General features: G+C 68.3%; 16 protein-coding genes. 5 read left to right on the forward strand and 11 right to left on the reverse strand.

Translation table 11 applies throughout. The features are described from left to right. Positions 1-69: 69 nt before the first annotated feature. The 6 genes from AC1DES_RS06885 to nirB form a co-directional block, all read right to left on the reverse strand. On the reverse strand, positions 70-294 hold the full coding sequence (locus tag AC1DES_RS06885; protein WP_476894939.1) for a hypothetical protein: 225 nt from the start codon (positions 292-294) through the stop codon (positions 70-72). Positions 295-347: 53 nt separating this feature from the next. Next, entirely contained in the window at positions 348-1,076 is a 729-nt protein-coding gene (deoC, locus tag AC1DES_RS06890; protein ID WP_476894940.1) for a deoxyribose-phosphate aldolase, read from the reverse strand. Between the two features lie 141 nt (positions 1,077-1,217). After that, the gene (locus AC1DES_RS06895; protein WP_476894941.1) at positions 1,218-2,075 is read right to left on the reverse strand and encodes an FAD-dependent oxidoreductase; all 858 of its coding nucleotides are present in this window, start codon (positions 2,073-2,075) and stop codon (positions 1,218-1,220) included. 209 nt (positions 2,076-2,284) lie between these two features. Beyond that, complete coding sequence (locus AC1DES_RS06900; RefSeq protein ID WP_476895003.1) at positions 2,285-3,454, reverse strand: uroporphyrinogen-III synthase; 1,170 nt, start codon at positions 3,452-3,454, stop codon at positions 2,285-2,287. A 17-nt stretch (positions 3,455-3,471) separates the two neighbouring features. Then, on the reverse strand, positions 3,472-4,506 hold the full coding sequence (cobA, locus tag AC1DES_RS06905) for a uroporphyrinogen-III C-methyltransferase (protein WP_476894942.1): 1,035 nt from the start codon (positions 4,504-4,506) through the stop codon (positions 3,472-3,474). 2 nt (positions 4,507-4,508) lie between these two features. Then, positions 4,509-7,211: a nitrite reductase large subunit NirB gene (nirB, locus tag AC1DES_RS06910; RefSeq protein ID WP_476894943.1), complete on the reverse strand. Its 2,703-nt coding sequence runs from the start codon at positions 7,209-7,211 to the stop codon at positions 4,509-4,511. 269 nt (positions 7,212-7,480) lie between these two features. On the opposite strand from nirB, the gene nirD reads away from it, so the two are divergent. Further along, positions 7,481-7,858 carry a nitrite reductase small subunit NirD gene (gene nirD, locus AC1DES_RS06915; protein ID WP_476894944.1) on the forward strand — a complete coding sequence of 126 codons (378 nt, stop codon included), beginning with the start codon at positions 7,481-7,483 and terminating at the stop codon, positions 7,856-7,858. On the opposite strand, the gene AC1DES_RS06920 is transcribed toward nirD, so the two are convergent. Beyond that, positions 7,859-9,598 carry a phospho-sugar mutase gene (locus tag AC1DES_RS06920; protein ID WP_476894945.1) on the reverse strand — a complete coding sequence of 580 codons (1,740 nt, stop codon included), beginning with the start codon at positions 9,596-9,598 and terminating at the stop codon, positions 7,859-7,861. 107 nt (positions 9,599-9,705) lie between these two features. Between AC1DES_RS06920 and AC1DES_RS06925 the strand changes: the two genes are divergently transcribed. Beyond that, positions 9,706-10,185 (forward strand): RrF2 family transcriptional regulator, encoded by a 480-nt coding sequence (locus tag AC1DES_RS06925; protein ID WP_476894946.1) that lies wholly within the window; start codon positions 9,706-9,708, stop codon positions 10,183-10,185. 42 nt (positions 10,186-10,227) lie between these two features. Here the strand turns inward: AC1DES_RS06925 and AC1DES_RS06930 are convergent, their stop codons facing one another. Beyond that, the gene (locus AC1DES_RS06930) at positions 10,228-11,046 is read right to left on the reverse strand and encodes a purine-nucleoside phosphorylase (protein WP_476894947.1); all 819 of its coding nucleotides are present in this window, start codon (positions 11,044-11,046) and stop codon (positions 10,228-10,230) included. 112 nt (positions 11,047-11,158) lie between these two features. Between AC1DES_RS06930 and AC1DES_RS06935 the strand changes: the two genes are divergently transcribed. Then, the gene (locus AC1DES_RS06935) at positions 11,159-12,574 is read left to right on the forward strand and encodes an NAD(P)H-quinone dehydrogenase (protein WP_476894948.1); all 1,416 of its coding nucleotides are present in this window, start codon (positions 11,159-11,161) and stop codon (positions 12,572-12,574) included. A 166-nt stretch (positions 12,575-12,740) separates the two neighbouring features. Next, entirely contained in the window at positions 12,741-12,947 is a 207-nt protein-coding gene (locus AC1DES_RS06940) for a hypothetical protein (protein WP_476894949.1), read from the forward strand. A gap of 171 nt (positions 12,948-13,118) precedes the next feature. Here AC1DES_RS06940 and AC1DES_RS06945 read toward each other — a convergent pair whose 3' ends face one another. Together AC1DES_RS06945 and AC1DES_RS06950 are read right to left on the reverse strand one after the other, a co-directional pair. Next, the gene (locus AC1DES_RS06945) at positions 13,119-14,549 is read right to left on the reverse strand and encodes a UDP-glucose dehydrogenase family protein (RefSeq protein ID WP_476894950.1); all 1,431 of its coding nucleotides are present in this window, start codon (positions 14,547-14,549) and stop codon (positions 13,119-13,121) included. Positions 14,550-14,872: 323 nt separating this feature from the next. After that, on the reverse strand, positions 14,873-16,330 hold the full coding sequence (locus tag AC1DES_RS06950; protein ID WP_476894951.1) for a benzaldehyde dehydrogenase: 1,458 nt from the start codon (positions 16,328-16,330) through the stop codon (positions 14,873-14,875). A 225-nt stretch (positions 16,331-16,555) separates the two neighbouring features. On the opposite strand from AC1DES_RS06950, the gene AC1DES_RS06955 reads away from it, so the two are divergent. Further along, on the forward strand, positions 16,556-17,125 hold the full coding sequence (locus AC1DES_RS06955) for a flavodoxin domain-containing protein (protein ID WP_476894952.1): 570 nt from the start codon (positions 16,556-16,558) through the stop codon (positions 17,123-17,125). Here AC1DES_RS06955 and AC1DES_RS06960 read toward each other — a convergent pair. Further along, complete coding sequence (locus AC1DES_RS06960) at positions 17,122-17,835, reverse strand: hypothetical protein (protein ID WP_476894953.1); 714 nt, start codon at positions 17,833-17,835, stop codon at positions 17,122-17,124. The genes AC1DES_RS06955 and AC1DES_RS06960 overlap by 4 nt on opposite strands. Positions 17,836-18,066 lie beyond the last annotated feature (231 nt).

Genomic DNA, 18,066 nt, shown 5'->3' on the forward strand with positions numbered 1-18,066 from the left:
GGCGACGGGTCCTTAACTGGCTGAAGCTCCGGAATATCCGGAGCTTCAGCCAGTTAAGGAAGGGAAAGCCTAGTTTTCGCCCGCCGAATCCGAGCGGCCCAGGATGGTCTGCGGGATCCAGAACGAGCCGGCGAAGAGGAGCAGGCAGACGGCCATCGGCCACGGGTTGTCCAGCGACAGGTAGGACAGCGAGTACAGCGCGCCGAGGAACAGCACCATCATCAGAGCGAAGAGGATGATGCTGGACGCGAGGCTGTTCTCGCTCTGCCGGGTGTTGCTGTTGATCTTGGACATTCGTTCCTCCTCGGCCCCTGGGGGCTCAAAACTGTGGCGGCTGCCGGCGCGAATCAGTACGCGGACGAACCCTGTTCACCCTTGACGATCGCGATGCCGGAGCTGGCGCCAATACGTGTTGCACCTGCAGCAATCATAGCCTGCGCGTCGGCGAGGGACCGCACGCCGCCGGAGGCCTTGACACCCAGGTCCGGGCCCACCGTGCGGCGCATCAGCGCGACGTCCTCGGCCGTGGCGCCGCCGCCGTTGAAGCCCGTGGAGGTCTTCACGAAGTCCGCCCCTGCTTCCACCGCGGCCTCGCAGGCCAGCACCTTCTGGGCGTCGGTCAGCAGCGCCGTTTCGATGATGACCTTCAGGATCGCCCCGCCGTCGTGGACGGGCTCGGCGACGGCGGCGATGTCATCCACCAGGGCGCCCTTGTCGTTGGCGCGGGCCGCGGCGATGTTGATCACCATGTCGACCTCTTCCGCGCCGTCCAGGACGGCCCCGCGGGCCTCGAAGGCTTTGACGTCACTCGGGGTGGCGCCGAGCGGGAAGCCCACCACGGAACACGTCAGCACGCCCGAGCCCTTGAGGGCTTTCTTGACGGTCTTGACCCAGATCGGGTTCACGCAGACCGACTTGAAGCGGTACTCGGCGGCCTCGGCGCAGACTTTGAGGATCTCGGCCTCGCCCGCTTCCGGCTTAAGCAGGGTGTGGTCAATGTAGGAGGCAATCGGGTTCGCGGTGCCCGAGGTTGCAGGGGCGGCGCTTCCGGCGGCTGCAGCGGCTTCGTTGCTCATGGTGGTCCCTTTCATGGCGGGCCCTGGACTGTGAAGTTCCTCTGGGAGGCCTTGTGGGCCTGCGGACACCGCGTTCTTCGTGGCTGGTCAGATGTCCATCTTGCCATAACGGGTCCCCTTCCGGAGGGCCGGGCCGGACCGCTAAGCGGCCTGCGCGAGGGCGTCCGCCGGGCCGCCCTGCAGCAGCTGGGACGCGCAGGCGGACGCCGCGGGACCGGCGGCCACGAGCAGTCCCAGCCGGACGCCGTCGAACACTGCAGCGTCTCCGATAGCCCAGATTCCCGGGACGGACGTGCGGAAGTCCTGGCCGATCACGATCCCGCCCTGCGGTGCGGTCTTCAGGCCCGCGCTGACGGCAAGGGCGTCGCGGGCAACCCGGTCCTCGGCGAGGACCACGAGGTCGCCGTTCATGCTGGAGCCGTCCTCAAACACGATGCCGGCGGCCGGCAGCGCCGAGCCGGCGAGGGTCGGAAGGGCGGCGGAAGGCCGCTGAGTGGTGCGGACGGGGCGCACACCGCGGGCGCGCAGCACCGCTTCGGCCTGGCCCGCGGCCGTCCCGGTGCCCACGAGAATGCCCAGCGGACGCCGGCCCAGGACCCGGGTGATGTCCTTGACGGCCTCGCCCAGGCGGGCGACGTCGTCGATCGTGGAGTAGCTCAGGCACCGCCGGGCCCCTTCCAGGGGCGGGGCAGCGGGCGAGGACCCGGTGGCGATGACGAGCTGGTCGTAGTTGAATTCCAGGCCGTCCGCAGTGACCACACAGCGGCTGTCGGGATCGACGTAGCTGGCCGGCTGGCCGAAGCGGACGGACACCTGGGGGAGGGCGGCGAGTTCCAGGAGTTCGGCGGGGGCATCGTCCCGGTTGCTGAGAACGGTAACCGCGCCGGCGAACGGTGTCCGGGCGAGCTGGCGGACGAGGGCCTGGGCGGCGGGGCCGGCTCCTGCGATGACGATCCGTGGCCGGGTCTGGGAATCGGGAGTAACGCTCGTGGCGGACATGGTGGCCCTTTCGCTGGTGGCCGATGGTGTGGCCGGTTCTGCTTGATGGACCCCAGCGTAGGCGTCCGGTTTTTCGGGGGTGTTTCCCGGGTGTTGCGGTTTTTCCGCTGCCCGTTCGCCAATGTTTACGTGCCGGTAACAAAGCAACGCGGGGTCATTTGGCGCCCATGGATGAGCGTGGGATGGGCGCCAGGGGCCCCGCGTTGCTGTCAGACGCGGACCCGGTAGCCGCGCTTCACCACGGTTTCGACCAGGCGCCCGTCCGGCAGGGAGGACCGCAGCCGGCTGACCGTCATGTCCAGGGCGTGGACGGAGCCGCGCAGCTCCAGGAGCTCGGAGAGTGCCTCGCGGGACAGCACGGCCCCCCCGGCGCCCAGCAGGGCCCGGAGCAGGAGCAGGGGCGCAGGCGCCATTTCCACGGCCTGCCCGTCGATCCTGAGCGAGCGGCCGCGGAGCTCCACACTCCCGGACACGGTCTCGAGGCGGCGGACATGGTTCAGGCCCAGATGCTCGCAGACCAGCCGGATCAGGGCGCCCATGCGGTAGCGCTCCGGGACCAGCGGCTGCAGGCCGGCGTCGATCAGCGGCTGGGCGGTGACAGGTCCGACGACGGCGGTGGCGACCGTGGTCTTCAGGCTCTCCACGAGCTGCTTGTAGACGCCCATCTCGTGCGCGGTGCTCCACATCGCGTCCACGGCCGGGGCACTGGTGAAGGTCAGCACATCCAGGTTCCCGCTGCAGGCAGCCTCGATCAGCCGCGGCAGGCGGTCCGCGCCGTCGGGCTTGACCCAGCGGTACGGCGTGACGGTCAGGACCGTGGCGCCGGACATCCGGAGGCGTTCGAGCTGGCGGACATCGGTGTAGCCGTGCAGCTGGACCGCCACCGTTTTCCCCCGCACGCCCTCGGCGAGGAGCATGTCCACCAGGGTGGCCGTGGTTTCGTCGCTGCTGATCCCAACGTCGGCCAGTCCGGCCGCGCGGACCGCTCCGCGGGCCTTGGGCCCGCGGACGAACATCCGGCAGCCCGAGAGGGTGTCCAGCAGCTGCTCGCCAATGCCGAAGGTGTCTGCCGCCTCGCACCAGCGGCGCATGCCGTACGCGGTGGTGGCGATGCACAGCTCGGGGCGGGCTTCGATGATGGCGCGGGTGTCCTCGATCAGGCGCAGGTCCTCCTGTACCGGGGCGATCTTCAGCGCCGGAGCGTGCAGTACCTCGGCTCCGCGCCGCTCCAGGGCCTCGATCAGGTCCTGGGACCGCCGGTGCGACGTGACCCCGATCCGGAAGCCGTCCAGCGGCAGGTCTTTCCCTACGGCCTCGCCGGCCGGCCCCGGCCCGGGAACGTCGGCGGCCTGCGGGGAGGCCGCGGCGATGGCGTTCAGTGCGCTCATGATCGCTTTCACGCCTCCATCAGGGATGCGGCGAGCCTGTCGAGCTCGGCAGCCGCGTCGGCGCAGCCGCGGTTGGCCTCGGCCACCCGGACCACGTCCCCGATCACCAGCACCGCGGGGTTCGTGCAGCCGGCGGCCGCGGTGGTGATGGTGCCGAGTTCGGCGATGGTGGTGCGCTGGCCGGGCCGGTAGCCGCGCTCGACGACGGCCATCGGCATGTCCGCGCGCATGCCGGCCCGTCGCAGCCCGGAAGCCAGCTGGTGCAGGGTGCCGATCCCCATGAGGACGACGATGGTCCCGCCCAGGCCAGCCAGGTGCATGTGTTCCTTGTCGGTCAGCGGGGCGTGCCCGGAGACCACCGTGAACATGTGGCTGACCTCGCGGTGCGTCACCGGGATCCCCGCAGCGGCCGGGACCGAGATGGCGCTCGTAACGCCGGAAATGACGCGGACCTGAACGCCGGCCTTCACACAGGCAGCCACTTCCTCGCCACCGCGGCCGAAGACGTACGGGTCCCCGCCCTTGAGCCGGACGACGTTCCTGCCCGCGAGGGCGGCCTGCACCATGAGTTCCTCGATGCCGGACTGGCTGACCGGGTGGTGGCCCGGCCGTTTGCCCACATCCACCAGCTCGGCCGATGCCAGCGACGCGAGCTCCTGGTACGGGGCCAGCCGGTCATAAAAGACGACGTCGGCGTCCCGCAGCGCCGCCACGGCGGCGACGGTCAGCAGCTCGGTGGTGCCCGGGCCGCCGCCAACGAGGGTGACGTGGCCGGCGGGGCCCGCGGCAGGCTCCGCGGCGACGGGGATGCCCGTCGCCCGGCAGCGGTCCAGCAGGGCGTCCCAGCCGGGCTGGCCGTCGTCGACGGCGGCCACGAGGTACGGCCGTTCCGGCAACGCGCCGTCATGTGCGGCCCCGTGCGGGCTGCTGAGCCGGGACACGACCGCACCGGCGGCGTGGTAGCGGCGGACGGCCTGGCGGGCGGCGGCGTCCGAGCCGGTGATGAGGACTTCCCGGCCGCTGAGATCGATGCTGAGCTGCATGGTCAGACCTTGCTTTCGGTAGCGGCAGCGGTGGCTGCATCAGCGGCGCTTGCGCTGGACGGCCGGACGGGGATGGTGGAGGCGATCAGGACTGGTTGCTGATCGGCCAGCGCCTTTTCCTCGGCCGTCGCGGGGCGCATCTGGCCGCGCTCATCGGGGACGAACGTGATGGAATCGTCCCTCTGGTCGGGGGCATTGACGAAGGACCGGAAGCGGCGGAGGCGTTCGGGATCCTTCAGGGTGTCGGCCCATTCGTCGACGTAGGTGTCCACGTGCCTGGCCATGGCGGCCTCGAGGTCCCCGGCGATGCCCAGCGTGTCGTGCACCACCACGTCCTCGACGTGCTTGATGCCGCCGTCGAGCTCTTCCTGCCACCGCGCGGTACGCTGCAGCCGGTCGGCGGTGCGGATGTAGTACATGAAGTAGCGGTCGATGTACTTGATCAGGGTTTCGTCGTCGAGGTCCTTGGCCAGCAGCTGGGCGTGCGCCGGGGTGGCCCCGCCGTTGCCGCCGACGTAGAGGTTCCAGCCGTCGGCGGTGGCGATGACCCCGACGTCCTTGCCCCGGGCCTCGGCGCATTCGCGGGCGCAGCCGGAGACGCCCATCTTCAGCTTGTGCGGGCTGCGCAGGCCGCGGTAGCGCAGTTCCAGCGCGATGGCCATGGCCACCGAGTCCTGGACCCCGAAGCGGCACCACGTGGAGCCGACGCAGGACTTCACGGTGCGCAGGCTCTTGCCGTAGGCCTGGCCGGATTCGAACCCGGCGTCCACGAGCACCTTCCAGATTTCCGGGAGCTGTTCCAGCCGGGCACCGAACATGTCGATCCGCTGGCCGCCGGTGATCTTGGTGTAGAGGCCGTACTGTTCGGCGACCGCCGCGATCACGCCGAGCTTCTTCGGGGTAATCTCGCCGCCGGCGATGCGCGGGACCACCGAGTAGGTGCCGTCTTTCTGCATGTTGGCCAGGGCACGGTCGTTGGTGTCCTGCAGGGTGCCGCGGCCGGCGTCGAGGACGTAGGCGCTGTTCTGGCTGGCAAGGATGTTGGCGATGGTGGGCTTGCAGATGTCGCAGCCGTCTCCGGTGCCGTACGTGGCCATGATCTCCTCGAAGGAGGTCAGTTCCAGGACACGGATGGTCTCGAAGAGTTCCTGCCGGGAGAGTTCAATGTGCTCGCACAGCGCCTTGGAGACCTCGACGCCGGACTTGGTCAGTTCGGTTTCCAGCAGCTTCTTGAGCATCGGCACGCAGGAGCCGCAGCTGGTTCCGGCGCGGGTGCAGCCCTTGAGCTCGCCGAGTTCCTGGACGGGGGCGTTCCCGTCGCACGCCCCGCAGCCGTTGACGGTGTCCCGGATGGTCCCGGCCGACACGTTGTTGCAGGAGCACAGGATGGCGTCGTCGGGGAGCTCGGTCTCCGGGGCGTCGCCGCCGGCCGCCGTGAGGTACGCGCCGGGTTCAGCGGCCAGTTCGCGGCCGAGCATCGGGCGCAGGGAAGTGTAGGGGGTGGCGTCGCCGACGAAGATGCCGCCAAGGAGGGTCTTGGCGTCGTCCGTGGTGACGATTTTCTGGTAGACGCCGCGGGCCGGGTCCGCGTAGACGATTTCAAGCGCGTGCTCGGTCCTGGCGAAGGCATCACCGAAGCTGGCGACGTCCACGCCGGAAAGCTTGAGTTTGGTGGCCGTGTCGAAGCCGGGGAAGGTCGCAACGCCGCCGTGCAGCCGGTCCGCCACGATCTCCGCCATGGTGTTGGCCGGGGCCACGAGGCCCAGGCACATGCCGCCGAAGTTGGCGACCTCGCCGATCGCCCAGATGCCGGGAACCTCGGTGGAGCAGTCGTCGGAGATGACGACGCCGCCGCGCTGGCCGAGCTGGAACTGCTGCTGCTCACCCTCGGCGGCCCGGAACAGCTCGTCGCGGGGCCGGACGCCGATGGCGACGATCACGATGTCGGCGTCGATGATGCGGCCGTCGGCAATGAGGACGCCGGTGACCTGGCCGTCGTCGTCCGAGAGGACCTCGGAGGGGAACACGCCGCCGTGGACGGTGAAGCCCTTGGCCTCGATGAGGCGCCCGAGCGCCTGCCCGGCGCCCTCGTCCAGCTGGGTGTTCATGAGCCAGGGGGAGCCGTTGATGACGATCGGGGTGGCGCCGAGCTGTTCGGTGCCGGCCGCGGACTCGAGGCCCAGCAGGCCGCCGCCGATGGTGACCGCGTTGACCTTGCGGCCCAGCGTCTCCGTCAGCTCCGCGATCGCCTTGTTGATGGCCCGGACATCCTCGAGCGTGCGGTAGACGTGGGTGAGTTCGGATCCCGGGATCGGCAGGCGGGCGGCATCCGAGCCGGTGGCGACGACGAGGTCGTCATACGGGTACAGGGTGCCGGCGGCGGTGGTCACGGTCCTGCCTGCGGTGTCGATGCCGGTCACGCGCTCGCCGGTCTGCAGGGCCAGCGCCGCGTGGTCCCACATCGAGGCGCTGCCCAGGGTGAGGTCGGCGTCGGCGTCGGTGAGGGCTTTGCTCAGCGCAACGCGGTCATAGGGAAGGTGGGCCTCCTCGGTGAGGACTGTGACGTGCCAGCCGTCGAGGCCGCGGGCGTGCATGGCGTCGGCGAAACGGTGGGCGGCAGGGCCGCCTCCGGCGACCACGACGCGGCGCGGTGTGGTGGTTCGCGCTGCGCCCTGGTTCTGGGGGCTTGAAGTCTGTCCGGTCACGGTGGGCCTTTCGCATGGGCCGCAGTCGGTGCTCTGCGGCCTTCTCAATCGAAGTGTCCCTCCAGACTAGGCAAGCGCAGTTTCGCTTCAGTTTCCCTTATGTTTCGTGATCTTAACTTCTGCATCACGAACGCGTTTCGGGCCGTGTGAGGTCTCTTTTACCCGCCGGACACATTGACTGCACGCCGATGAAACACCCGGGACCTAGCTTGGGTATGTGGCCGCAGCAGCAGCTGAGCCCGACAGAGATGTATCAGAAAGGGGCCGAAATGACTGCCGTACTTGAGAGCGCAGCACGAAGCTTCGTTAAACACCCCGGCTTTGGGACGGGCTGGCACCGCGTGTGCGCCGTGGGGGACCTGGAGCCGGCCTGGGGCGAAGCCGCGCTGATCGCCGGCCGCCAGGTGGCCATGTTCCGCACGGTGTCCGGTGAGGTCTACGCCGTCGCCCACGAGGACCCCGCCACGGGGGCGCACGTCATGGCGCGCGGCATCATCGGGTCCCGCGGGGCACGCCAGACGCTTGCCTCGCCGTTGCACAAGGAGGTCTACGACCTCGTCACTGGGGAGTGCCTGGGCACCCCGGCACTTCGGCTCCAGACCTTCGGTACCCGGATTGTGGGCGGGTACATTGAGGTCGAACTCTAGCTAGAGTCCCAGCGCCTCGCGGACGTCCGCAAGGACGCCGTCGAGTGCCGCGCGGGCCTCGCGCCGGGCCTCGGACAGGCCTGCGGCTGATTCAACGCCGCGGATGACCTCCAGGTAGCACTTGAGCTTCGGCTCCGTCCCGCTGGGGCGGATGATCACGCGGCTGCGGTCCTTTGTCAGGTACAGCAGGCCCTCCGTGGGCGGCAGGTGCTCGCTTCCTTCGGCGAGGTCCGTGACCGTCTCGACGGCCGAGCCGCCGAAGGAGCCCGGGGGGCTGACCCGCAGCCGGTTCATCATGGCGTCCAGCAGGCCAAGATCCGCCACCCGGATGCTGAGCTGGTCACTCGCGTGCAGCCCGTGCACAAGGTACAGCTCATCAAGGGTTTCGAAAATGGTCTTGCCGTCGGCCTTCGCCGCGGCCGCGAGTTCGGCGATCAGGACCGCCGCGGAAATCCCGTCCTTGTCCCGGACCAGCGAGGGCGCGACGCAGTACCCCAGCGCCTCCTCGTAGCCGTACAGCAGTCCGGGCACGCGGGCGATCCATTTGAAGCCGGTGAGCGTTTCCTCGTGGGCGAAGCCCGCCGCGGACGCTATCCGCGACAGCAGGCGTGAGGACACGATCGAATTGGCAAAGACACCTGACGGCGTCTCGTCCCCGGCGTCCAGCCGCGCCACGACGTGCGCGCCCAGCAGGACCCCGACCTCGTCGCCGCGCAGCATGCGCCAGGTGCCGGTGTCCGGGTCCTTCGCGGCCACGGCGGCGCGGTCGGCGTCGGGATCGTTTGCGATCACGATGTCCGCGCCTACGCGGGCGGCCGTTTCCAGCGCCAGGTCCAGGGCGCCGGGCTCTTCGGGGTTGGGGAAGTTCACGGTGGGGAAGTCCGGATCCGGTTCCGCCTGTTCCGTCACGAGGGTGACGTCGGCGAATCCGGCGGCATGCAGCACCGCTACCGCGGTTTCGCCGCCCACGCCGTGCATCGGTGTCAGAACGATCTTGAGCTCCCGTGCCGGGAAGCGCGCCGGCAGAGCCAGAGCGGCAACGGCAGCCTCGTAGCCGGCGGTGACCGACGCGTCCAGCACCGTCCATCCTTCCGCAGCCAGGGCAATGGATTCCAGGCTTTCGACGGCGTCGATCTTGGCGGCGATCAGGGCGTCGTAGGGCGCAACGATCTGTGCACCGCGTCCGCTCTCCTCGACGGCGTGGCGGCCCAGATACACCTTGTAGCCGTTGTCCTGCGGCGGGTTGTGGCTGGCCGTCACCATGACGCCGCCGTCGCAATCCAGCGCCCGCACCGCGTAGGCAAGCAGCGGCGTCGGAAGGGCGGCAGGCATCAGGAACGTCTCTATGCCGGCCGCCGTGAGGATCGCGGCCGTTTCCGCGGCGAAAATATCGGAGTTGTGCCGTGCGTCGTAGCCGACGACGGCGCGCGGCCGGGTGCCGGGGGAGGCCTGCGCGACGGCGGCCGTGAGGAACGCGGCGAAGCCGGCCGCGGCGCGGCGCACTACCACGCGGTTCATCCGGTTCGGGCCGGCCCCGAGGGCTGCCCGCAGCCCTGCGGTGCCGAACTGCAGGGTGCCGCTGAAGCTGTCGGCCAGTTCCTGGCGTGCAGCGGGGGCGCCGTCCTCGGCGAGCCGGATCAGTTCGCTCAGGGCAGCGCGGGTGGCGGGGTCCGGGTCCTGGGCGGCCCATGCACGGGCATCGCCCAGCAGGCTGGTGAGTTCGGCATCAGGTGACATCATAAGAACCAAACTATCGCCAATCGCCGGCGATGCCTCCCCCGACAAGCGAGAGTCCGCGGGCCGGTTATCCTTGACACCTAATTTTCCGGACACGTAGCGTCTGGAATATGAAGATGGGCCGTGGCGTGGAATGGGCCGTGCACAGTTGCGTCACCATGGCGTGGACGCCGCCGGGCGAGGCGGTCAACAGCGCCAGGCTGGCGGAGTACTACAAGCTTCCCGCCGCGTACCTGAACAAGCAGCTCCAGGCCCTGGTCCGGGCCGGCGTCCTGGCCTCGGTCTCGGGGCCGCGGGGCGGCTTCCACCTGGCCCGCCGCCCGGAGAACATCACCGTCCTGGACATTGTCCTGGCGCTGGAGGGCGCGGAGCCGGCCTTCCGCTGCGAGGGGATCCTGGGCAACGTTCCCGAACCGGACCACCAGGAGAATTTCGCCCGGACGTGCCTCATTTCGCAGACGATGCGGCAGGCGGAACTCGCCTGGCGGCAGGCCCTGGCGCGCCAGAGTATCGCCGGGATTGCGGAGTCGATGGAACGGCGGTTCCCGGCGGACAAGAGGAAGTCCCTCAAGTATCTGGCCCTGCAATGATCCGGCCGCCGGGCGCCCGCGCAGGAACCACCGGCACTCCGTTTAGAGCTTGGCGATGATCTCTGCGAGCAGCTTGGAGATCCGCGGTCCCGCGGCCTGCCCGGCTTCGAGGACTTCCTCGTGGCTGAGCGGTGCGGGGCTGATGCCCGCTGCGAGGTTGGTCACCAGCGAGATGCCGAACACCTCCATGCCCGCATGGCGTCCCGCGATGGCCTCCAGTGCCGTGGACATGCCCACGAGGGAGGCGCCGATCCGCTTGGCATACTGCACCTCGGCGGGCGTCTCGTAATGCGGTCCCGTGAACTGCGCGTACACCCCTTCGTCCAGCGACGGGTCCACCTCCCGGGCCAGGCCGCGGATCCGGGAGGAGTAGAGGTCCGTCAGGTCCACGAAGGTGGCGCCCTCAAGAGGTGAGGTGGCGGTGAGGTTGATGTGGTCGCTGATGAGCACCGGCGTGCCGGGCGTCCAGTCCTCGTTCAGGCCGCCACACCCGTTGGTCAGGACGAGGGTCTTGCAGCCGGCGGCGGCCGCAGTGCGGACTCCGTGGACCACGGCGCGGACTCCCTTGCCCTCGTAGTAGTGGGTACGCGCGCCCAGGACCAGTGCCCGCTTGCCCTCCTTGGTCAGCACGGACCGGATGGTGCCTACGTGGCCCACCACTGAGGGGGAGGAGAAACCCGGTACCTCTGCGGCGGACAGCGTGGCGGTGGTCTCGCCGATCTGCTCCGCGGCGTCTCCCCAGCCCGAGCCGAGCACGAGGGCGACGTCGTGGGCATCGACGCCCGTCTCTTCGGCGATGTAGTCGGCGGCGGCGCGGGCGGCGTCGAAGGGGTCCGTGTTCAGGAATTCTGTTGTACTCACCGGTACAAGCTATCGTGCTGTGCGCCCGCTGCCCAGCACGCGATAGCGCGGGTTTGTCGGCCGGCCCGGGTTTATTGGTAGTGCCGTGGCGGATAGGGGACAATGGATGATTGTGACTACGCATCCCGATTTCAGCTCACCCCGCATCGCAATTCTCGGCGGAGGGCCCGGCGGCTACGAAGCCGCCATGGTCGCCGCCTCACTGGGGGCCCAGGTCACCATCATCGAGCGCGCGGGGCTCGGCGGATCAGCGGTGCTGACCGACGTCGTACCCTCCAAGACCCTGATTGCGACGGCGGATTTGATGACCCGCGTCGGCGAGGCCGGCGAGCTGGGCGTCAAGTTCGACGTCGACGGCGGCGACTGCTCGCCGACGATGCGCGCGGACCTCAAACACATCAACGACCGCCTGCTCGGCCTGGCCCGGCAGCAGTCCGAGGACATCCGCAAGGGCCTCGAAAACCAGAACGTGCGCATCGTGATCGGCTCCGGCAAGATGCTGGACAACCACACGATCGAGGTCCTGACCGTTGACGGCACCGAGACGATTGAAGCCGACGCGATCCTGCTGGCTGTCGGCGCGCACCCGCGGGAGTTGCCCACCGCGCGGCCGGACGGCGACCGCATCCTGAACTGGGCGCAGATCTACACCATGGACGAGCTCCCCGAGGAGCTGATCGTCGTGGGATCCGGCGTCACCGGCGCCGAATTTGCCTCCGCCTACAACGGCCTCGGCTCCAAAGTGACGCTCATTTCCAGCCGTGACCGCGTCCTCCCGGGCTCGGACACCAACGCCGCGGAGGTCCTTGAAGGTGTCTTCGAACGCCGCGGGCTGACAGTACTGTCCCGCTCCCGTGCCGAGACGGTCGAACGCACCGGGGACGGCGTCGTGGTAACGCTCGGCGACGGGTCCAAAGTCACCGGCAGCCACTGCCTGGTCTGCGTCGGGTCCATCCCCAACACCGCAGGGATCGGGCTGGAAGAGGCCGGGGTCGCGCTGACCGAGAGCGGCCACATCAAGGTCGACGGCGTCTCCCGCACGACGGCGTCCAACATCTACGCGGCGGGCGACTGCACCGGCGTCCTCGCCCTGGCCTCCGTGGCGGCCATGCAGGGGCGGATTGCGATTGCCCACTTCCTCGGCGACAGCGTCATGCCGCTCAAGCTGCACCAGGTCGCGTCCAACATCTTCACGTCGCCGGAGATCGCCAACGTCGGGGTGTCCGAGGCCGAGATCAATTCCGGCAAGTACCAGGCCGATGTCATCAAGCTTTCGCTCAAGAGCAACGCGCGCGCCAAGATGCGCAACCACAAGGACGGTTTCATCAAGATCTTCGCCCGCAAAGGCTCCGGCACCGTGATCGGCGGCGTCGTGGTGGGCCCCAACGCGTCCGAGCTGATCTTCGCGATCTCCCTCGCGGTGACGCAGAAACTGCACGTCGACGACGTCGCCAGCACCTTCACGGTGTACCCCTCCCTGAGCGGTTCAATCTCCGAAGCGGCCCGTCGCCTGCACGTCCACATGTAACCGTCCGGGCCGCAGCCCGCTCGTCGACCGGCGGTGATCAAGGTCGCGGCCCGAAGACTCTGGACGGATCGGGTCGTGGGGCGTTGAATGTGGTCCAGTGCATATAGCACTGCCGGCCGCAGCCGTGGCCGCAGGCCCTCGGCTGCATTGCGAAGGAGCATATTCAATGGCGGGAATTGAAGACCATTTCGACAAGGCACACCACGGCAAGTCGGCGGCCGAGCTGGCCGACTCCCCGGTCGACGCCCTCAAGGGTGTCACCGAGGCCGACGGCGAGCATCTGAAGGCCGCGTTCGGCATCACAACAGTCAAGGACCTGGGGACGAACAAGTTCTTCCTCTGGGCGCAGGACGTTGCCAAGCAGGCAGGGTAGCGGACGCGTTCCTACTGTCCCAGCGCTGTGCGCCGCACGGCGCTGGGAAGCTGACATGAAGAAGGGTCCAATGGCCCGCCATTGGGCCCTTCTTCATGTCAGCCTGCCGGGCCCCGTCTTGAGGCCGGGGGGCTGGGCGCGGACAGGGGCTGGGCACGGACGGTGGCCGGGCTAACCTACGCCAAGTTCAACCCTTTGCCCGGCGGCCTCGAACTCTATGGCCGGGACGGAGCCTGCGCGCACCGGGATGCCCAGTGCGCGGTAGTCCCAGCCGGCAGCCTGATAACGGTCGGCATCGAGGGCATGCCGCCCGTCCACGATGAACCTGGTTTTCACGAGTTCACCGAGACGGACGGGATCCGCGTTCCGGAACTCGTCCCACTCGGTGAGCAGGACCACCACTTCGGCTCCCGTGACGGCGCCATCCAGTGACGTGGCGTAGTTGAGGTCCGGGTAGCCGCGGCGGGCGTTCGCCATGGCCGCCGGATCATAGACAGTCACGACAGCCCCGGCTTCGTGGAGCATACGTGCCACATCGAGGGCCGGCGCGTCCCGGACGTCGTCCGAGTTCGGCTTGAAGGCGGCGCCAAGAGCTGCCACCCGTGCTCCCTGCAGTTGCCCGCCGACAAGTTCGCAGACAAGGTCGACCGTGCGCTGGCGCCTCCGTTGGTTGATGGCGTCGACGTGGCGCAGGAACGAGACAGCCTGCCCCACGCCCAGCGTTTCTGCCCGGTGGGCGAACGCCCGGATGTCCTTTGGCAGGCATCCGCCGCCGAACCCCAGGCCCGGCTTCAGGAATCTCCCGCCGATCCGGCTGTCGTAGGAAAGGGCTTCGGCCAGGTGGCTGACATCCGCGCCGGTTGCCTCGCAGACTTCCGCCATCGCGTTGATGTAAGAGATCTTGGTGGCCAGGAAGGAGTTTGCGGCGACCTTGACCAGCTCCGCTGTGGCGAGGTCGGTGGATACCACCGGGGTTCCTGCCTCGATGATGGAGGTATAGCAGGCGGCCAGCTGGGCGCGCGCCCAGTCCGACTCCGCGCCGAAGACCAGCCGGTCGGGTTCGAGGGTGTCCTTGATGGCGAAGCCCTCGCGCAGGAATTCGGGGTTCCAGGCCAGTTCCACGGTGTTCCTGGCCGGTGCTGCGGCGTGAACGAGCCTGGTCAGCCGCTCCGCGGTCCCCATCGGCACCGTCGACTTCCCGACTATGAGGCACTTGCGGGCCAGCTCCCGGGCCAGGGAGGTGACGGCAGCGTCCACGTAGCTCAGGTCCGCGGCATCTGAGCCCTTCGACTGCGGGGTTCCGACGCAGATGAAGTGGACGTCCCCATGTGCGGCTGCCAGAGCCACATCCGTGGTGAACCGGAGCTTGCCGGAGGCCAGGGTTTCCTGCATCCTCTCTTCCAGGCCCGGCTCGTAAATAGGCAAGATGCCGGCTGCGAGCTGGTCGATCTTGGTCCGGTCGACGTCCAGGCCGACGACGTCGTAGCCGAGCAGTGCCATGCAGACGGCGTGGGTGGCACCGAGGTAACCGGTGCCGATGACGGTGATGTTCGGGTGATCGACAATGGCCGGGGCGGTGGCCGTGGCGGGATTCCGGGGCACGGTTGCCACGGAACCGGAACCGGAACCGGAACCGGGAATGAGCGGTGATGGGCCCCGGAAAATAGGCATATGTTTTGAATCCCCCTTGAATGGCGGCGGCTCTGAGCAGCTTCGCCGTGACCTTCAAAACATATTTGTGACACCCGCGACCGCACCCGAGTAGGGGGTACTGCACTTGTTAGGCGCCTGCACAAGTGATTCTCCTTGATGTCCCCGGAAAATCACTGCGTGGGGACAGGAAGCCCACTTGTTTCTTTGGGCAACTACCTGGGTGCTGTCCCTGCGCCATCCATCCGGCGCCTCACCGGAGCATTTGCAGTCGGCTAGAACGGGTACGGCGCGATGTCCGGCCTGACGGTCAGCCACTGGATTTCCGTGAAGGATTCCATGTTGGCGTGGTGCCCGCCGATCCGTGAGCCGTTGCCGGAGCTCTTGACGCCGCCGAAGGGTGAGTTCGCCTCGTCGGAGACTGTCTGTTCGTTGATGTGGACCTTGCCAGAGTCGAGCTGGTCGGCGATCGTCATGGCCATGCCGACATCGCCGAGGATGCCGATGGAGAGCCCGTATTCGTTGTTATTTGCCAGCGCAACTGCCTCCTCGATGGTGGAGAACTTCATCACCGGCGCCACAGGGCCGAAGATCTCGTCTTTCCACGCCGGGCTGGCGGGATCAAGGTCGGCGAGCACGGTCGGCCGGTAGAACCGCCCATCGTGGGTGCCCCCGGCTGCCAGCCGGGCGCCGCCTTGCACCGCATCCTGGACGATCGTGTCCACCCGGTGGAGCTGCTTGTCGTCAATGACGGGACCCAGCGCCACGGTGCCGCTCTTGGGGTCGCCCACGGGAAGGTGTCCCGCCTTCGCCGCGAGGGCGCTGACGTAGTCCTCATAGATGTCCTCGTGGACGATGTGCCGGCCGGCGGCCATGCAGATCTGCCCCTGGTGCATGAAGGATCCAAAGGCTGCCGCGGAGACGGCCTTTGGAAGATCGACGCCGGGCAGCACGATGATCGCGTTGTTGCCTCCCAGTTCCAGATGGGCCCGCTTGAGCAGGCGGCCGGCCGCCTCGCCCACTTTCCGGCCCGCCGCCGTCGAACCTGTGAAGGCGATGACGCTGACCTCGGGTGCCTCGACGACGGCCGTGCCGATCTCCGCGCCGCCGGGCAGCAGGGACAGGACGCCGGGCGGCAGCCCGGCCTCCTCGAAGACGCGCATCAGCGTCACGCCGCCGCAGACCGCCGTGCGGGGATCGGGTTTGAGGAGCACGCCGTTGCCCAGCGCAAGGGCCGGCGCGACGGCGCGGATGGAGAGGATCAGGGGGAAGTTGAACGGCGCGATGACGGAAACGACGCCGGCCGGCCGCCGGCGCGCGAAGGACCACCGGTTCTCGTTCGAGGTCAGTACGTCCCCGGCCGGCAACGAGGGCAGGGCGGAGGCGTCGAAGCATTCGTTGGCGGCGATATGCGTCTCGAGGGCCGCCTTTGGCGGGATGCCGCCGGACTCGCGGACGATCCAGTCCTGGATTTCAGCGGCGTGCTCCTCCCAGAGCAGCCCGGCCCGGCGCAGCACGGCGGCACGGTCTTCGGGATTGCGCAGGGCCCATTCCTTATGGGCGGCCGCCGCGGTGGTGGCCGCCTCGAGGACGTCGTCCACGGAGGCCACGCCGTAGTGCCCGAGGGTTTCGCCGGTGGCCGGTTCGACGGCGTCGCCGGTCCCGCCGCCGCCGGCGCGCCAGCCGTTGAGGTAGATCTTGCCCTCCCAGAGGGAAGAGTCGAGCAGGGACATGCGGTGTCCTTTCATCGTGGGATCTCGCTCGTCGTCGGCCTGCCGATCGAGGAGCGGCTGTAGCCTGCGTCCATGACATGCTCTCGGGGCGCCGCCGTCAAGGGTCCGATGCCCCGTGCGTGGGGATAAGGCCTGATGCCGGGGCTCGTTTCGCGGGCGGGACTGCCAGGGCCCCGGGGACGTTGGACCCTACCGCGGCCCCGCAAGGGGCAGCCACACTGGACCATGGCCAAGATCTACATCCCCTATGGGACCGTCGAAGGACAAACCGCCCAGATCGCGGATTACGTCGCCGAGGTGATCAGGGCCCACGGGCACCAGGCAGATACGGCGGACCTCAAGCACACGGACGACGCACTTCCGGGCGGCTACGACGGCGTCATTGTGGGCGCCTCCGTGCATGTCGGCAAGCACGAGGCGTACGTCCGTGACTTTGTGCTGAGGAACCACGCAGAGCTGGAGCGCCTCCCGTCCGCGCTTATCTCGGTCAGCCTTGCCGCCCACGGCGACGGGGAGAACGCCGAGAGCTACGTGGAGAAGTTCGAGGAAGAAACCGGCTGGCGCCCCGCCCACGTGGGGCTGTTCAGCGGCGCACTGCTTTACACCCACTACGGGTTCCTTAAAAAGCACCTGATGAAGAAGATCGCCAGTGACAAGGGCAGCCCCGATACGGACATATCCCGCGACTACGTCTACACCGAGTGGGACGGCGTGAAACGGTTCACCGAGGACTTCCTTGCGGGACTGTCCACTCCGCCGGACCAGGGCAAGCCGAGCTGGGACAAACCGGACTAGGACGCCGCGTACGGCGGAACAGTGTCTCCCGGGTCGAACGGCTTGAACCAGTTCTCAACGCCCAGCCGCCCGGCGTCGCCGCTCTCACCGCCGTCGAGGCCGTCGTCGCCGTCGAGGTCCTCGGAGTACAGCGCTTCGCTGTCCGCGTCCTCCAAGAGGACTTCCTCCACGTGCGGCCGCCAGCCGTCCGGGAGATCCAGTTCGTAAATGTCCTCGGTGATTTCGGCCTGGTCAAGCAGGCACCGGACGGCGAGCTCGGCTGCAAGGCACCCCGGGGCGGTCCAGCCCCGGACCAGGGACGCCGTGACGTCTGCTGCGACCACGATAAACTTCTGCGTGAATTTCACGTCGTAGCTGGCGGCGAAAAGCGGGGGCAGCGAGGACAGGACCGAGGACCCGGCAATGTCGATCGGGGTCACGACATCCAGCCTGCTCAGCGTGCCAAGATCACGAAAAAGCTGGTCGATGAGAATGCTCGAGGAGTTCCACAGCAGGCCGGCCAGCAGGCGCGTCTGGCGTACGGATATTTGCCGCTCGGCCGGGTCGACGGCAGCCATCGCCGCCAGGTCCTCAGGGTCAAACTGAAGCCGCTGCTCAGGAGTCATCTCATCCGGATGCGGGTCGAGCCCCAGCAGTTCAAGGCCCAGCCCGGTGAGCTTCCCGGCGTCAGCAAGCAGTTCTTCGGTGATGTCGTCGTCGTCAGCACTCATGGCCCCGATGCTACCGGCCATTCGAACCGGGCCCGATTTCCGTTACGTCGCGGGCCTCCTTGGATCCGTCGGCCCCTGGTTGGCCTCGGCTCTCCAAGATGATGGCCAGCGCGGGCCGGATTCCCTTCGGGTGCGCAGGTTTTCCCTGAGGGCTTTGTCTTGTGAAAACCAGAAATCCGGATCGTTCTGCCGCCCGTGGAGGGCACGGCATGCCAGCGCAGTTGCTGCTCA

The organism is Arthrobacter sp. 05T442, from assembly GCF_056395945.1.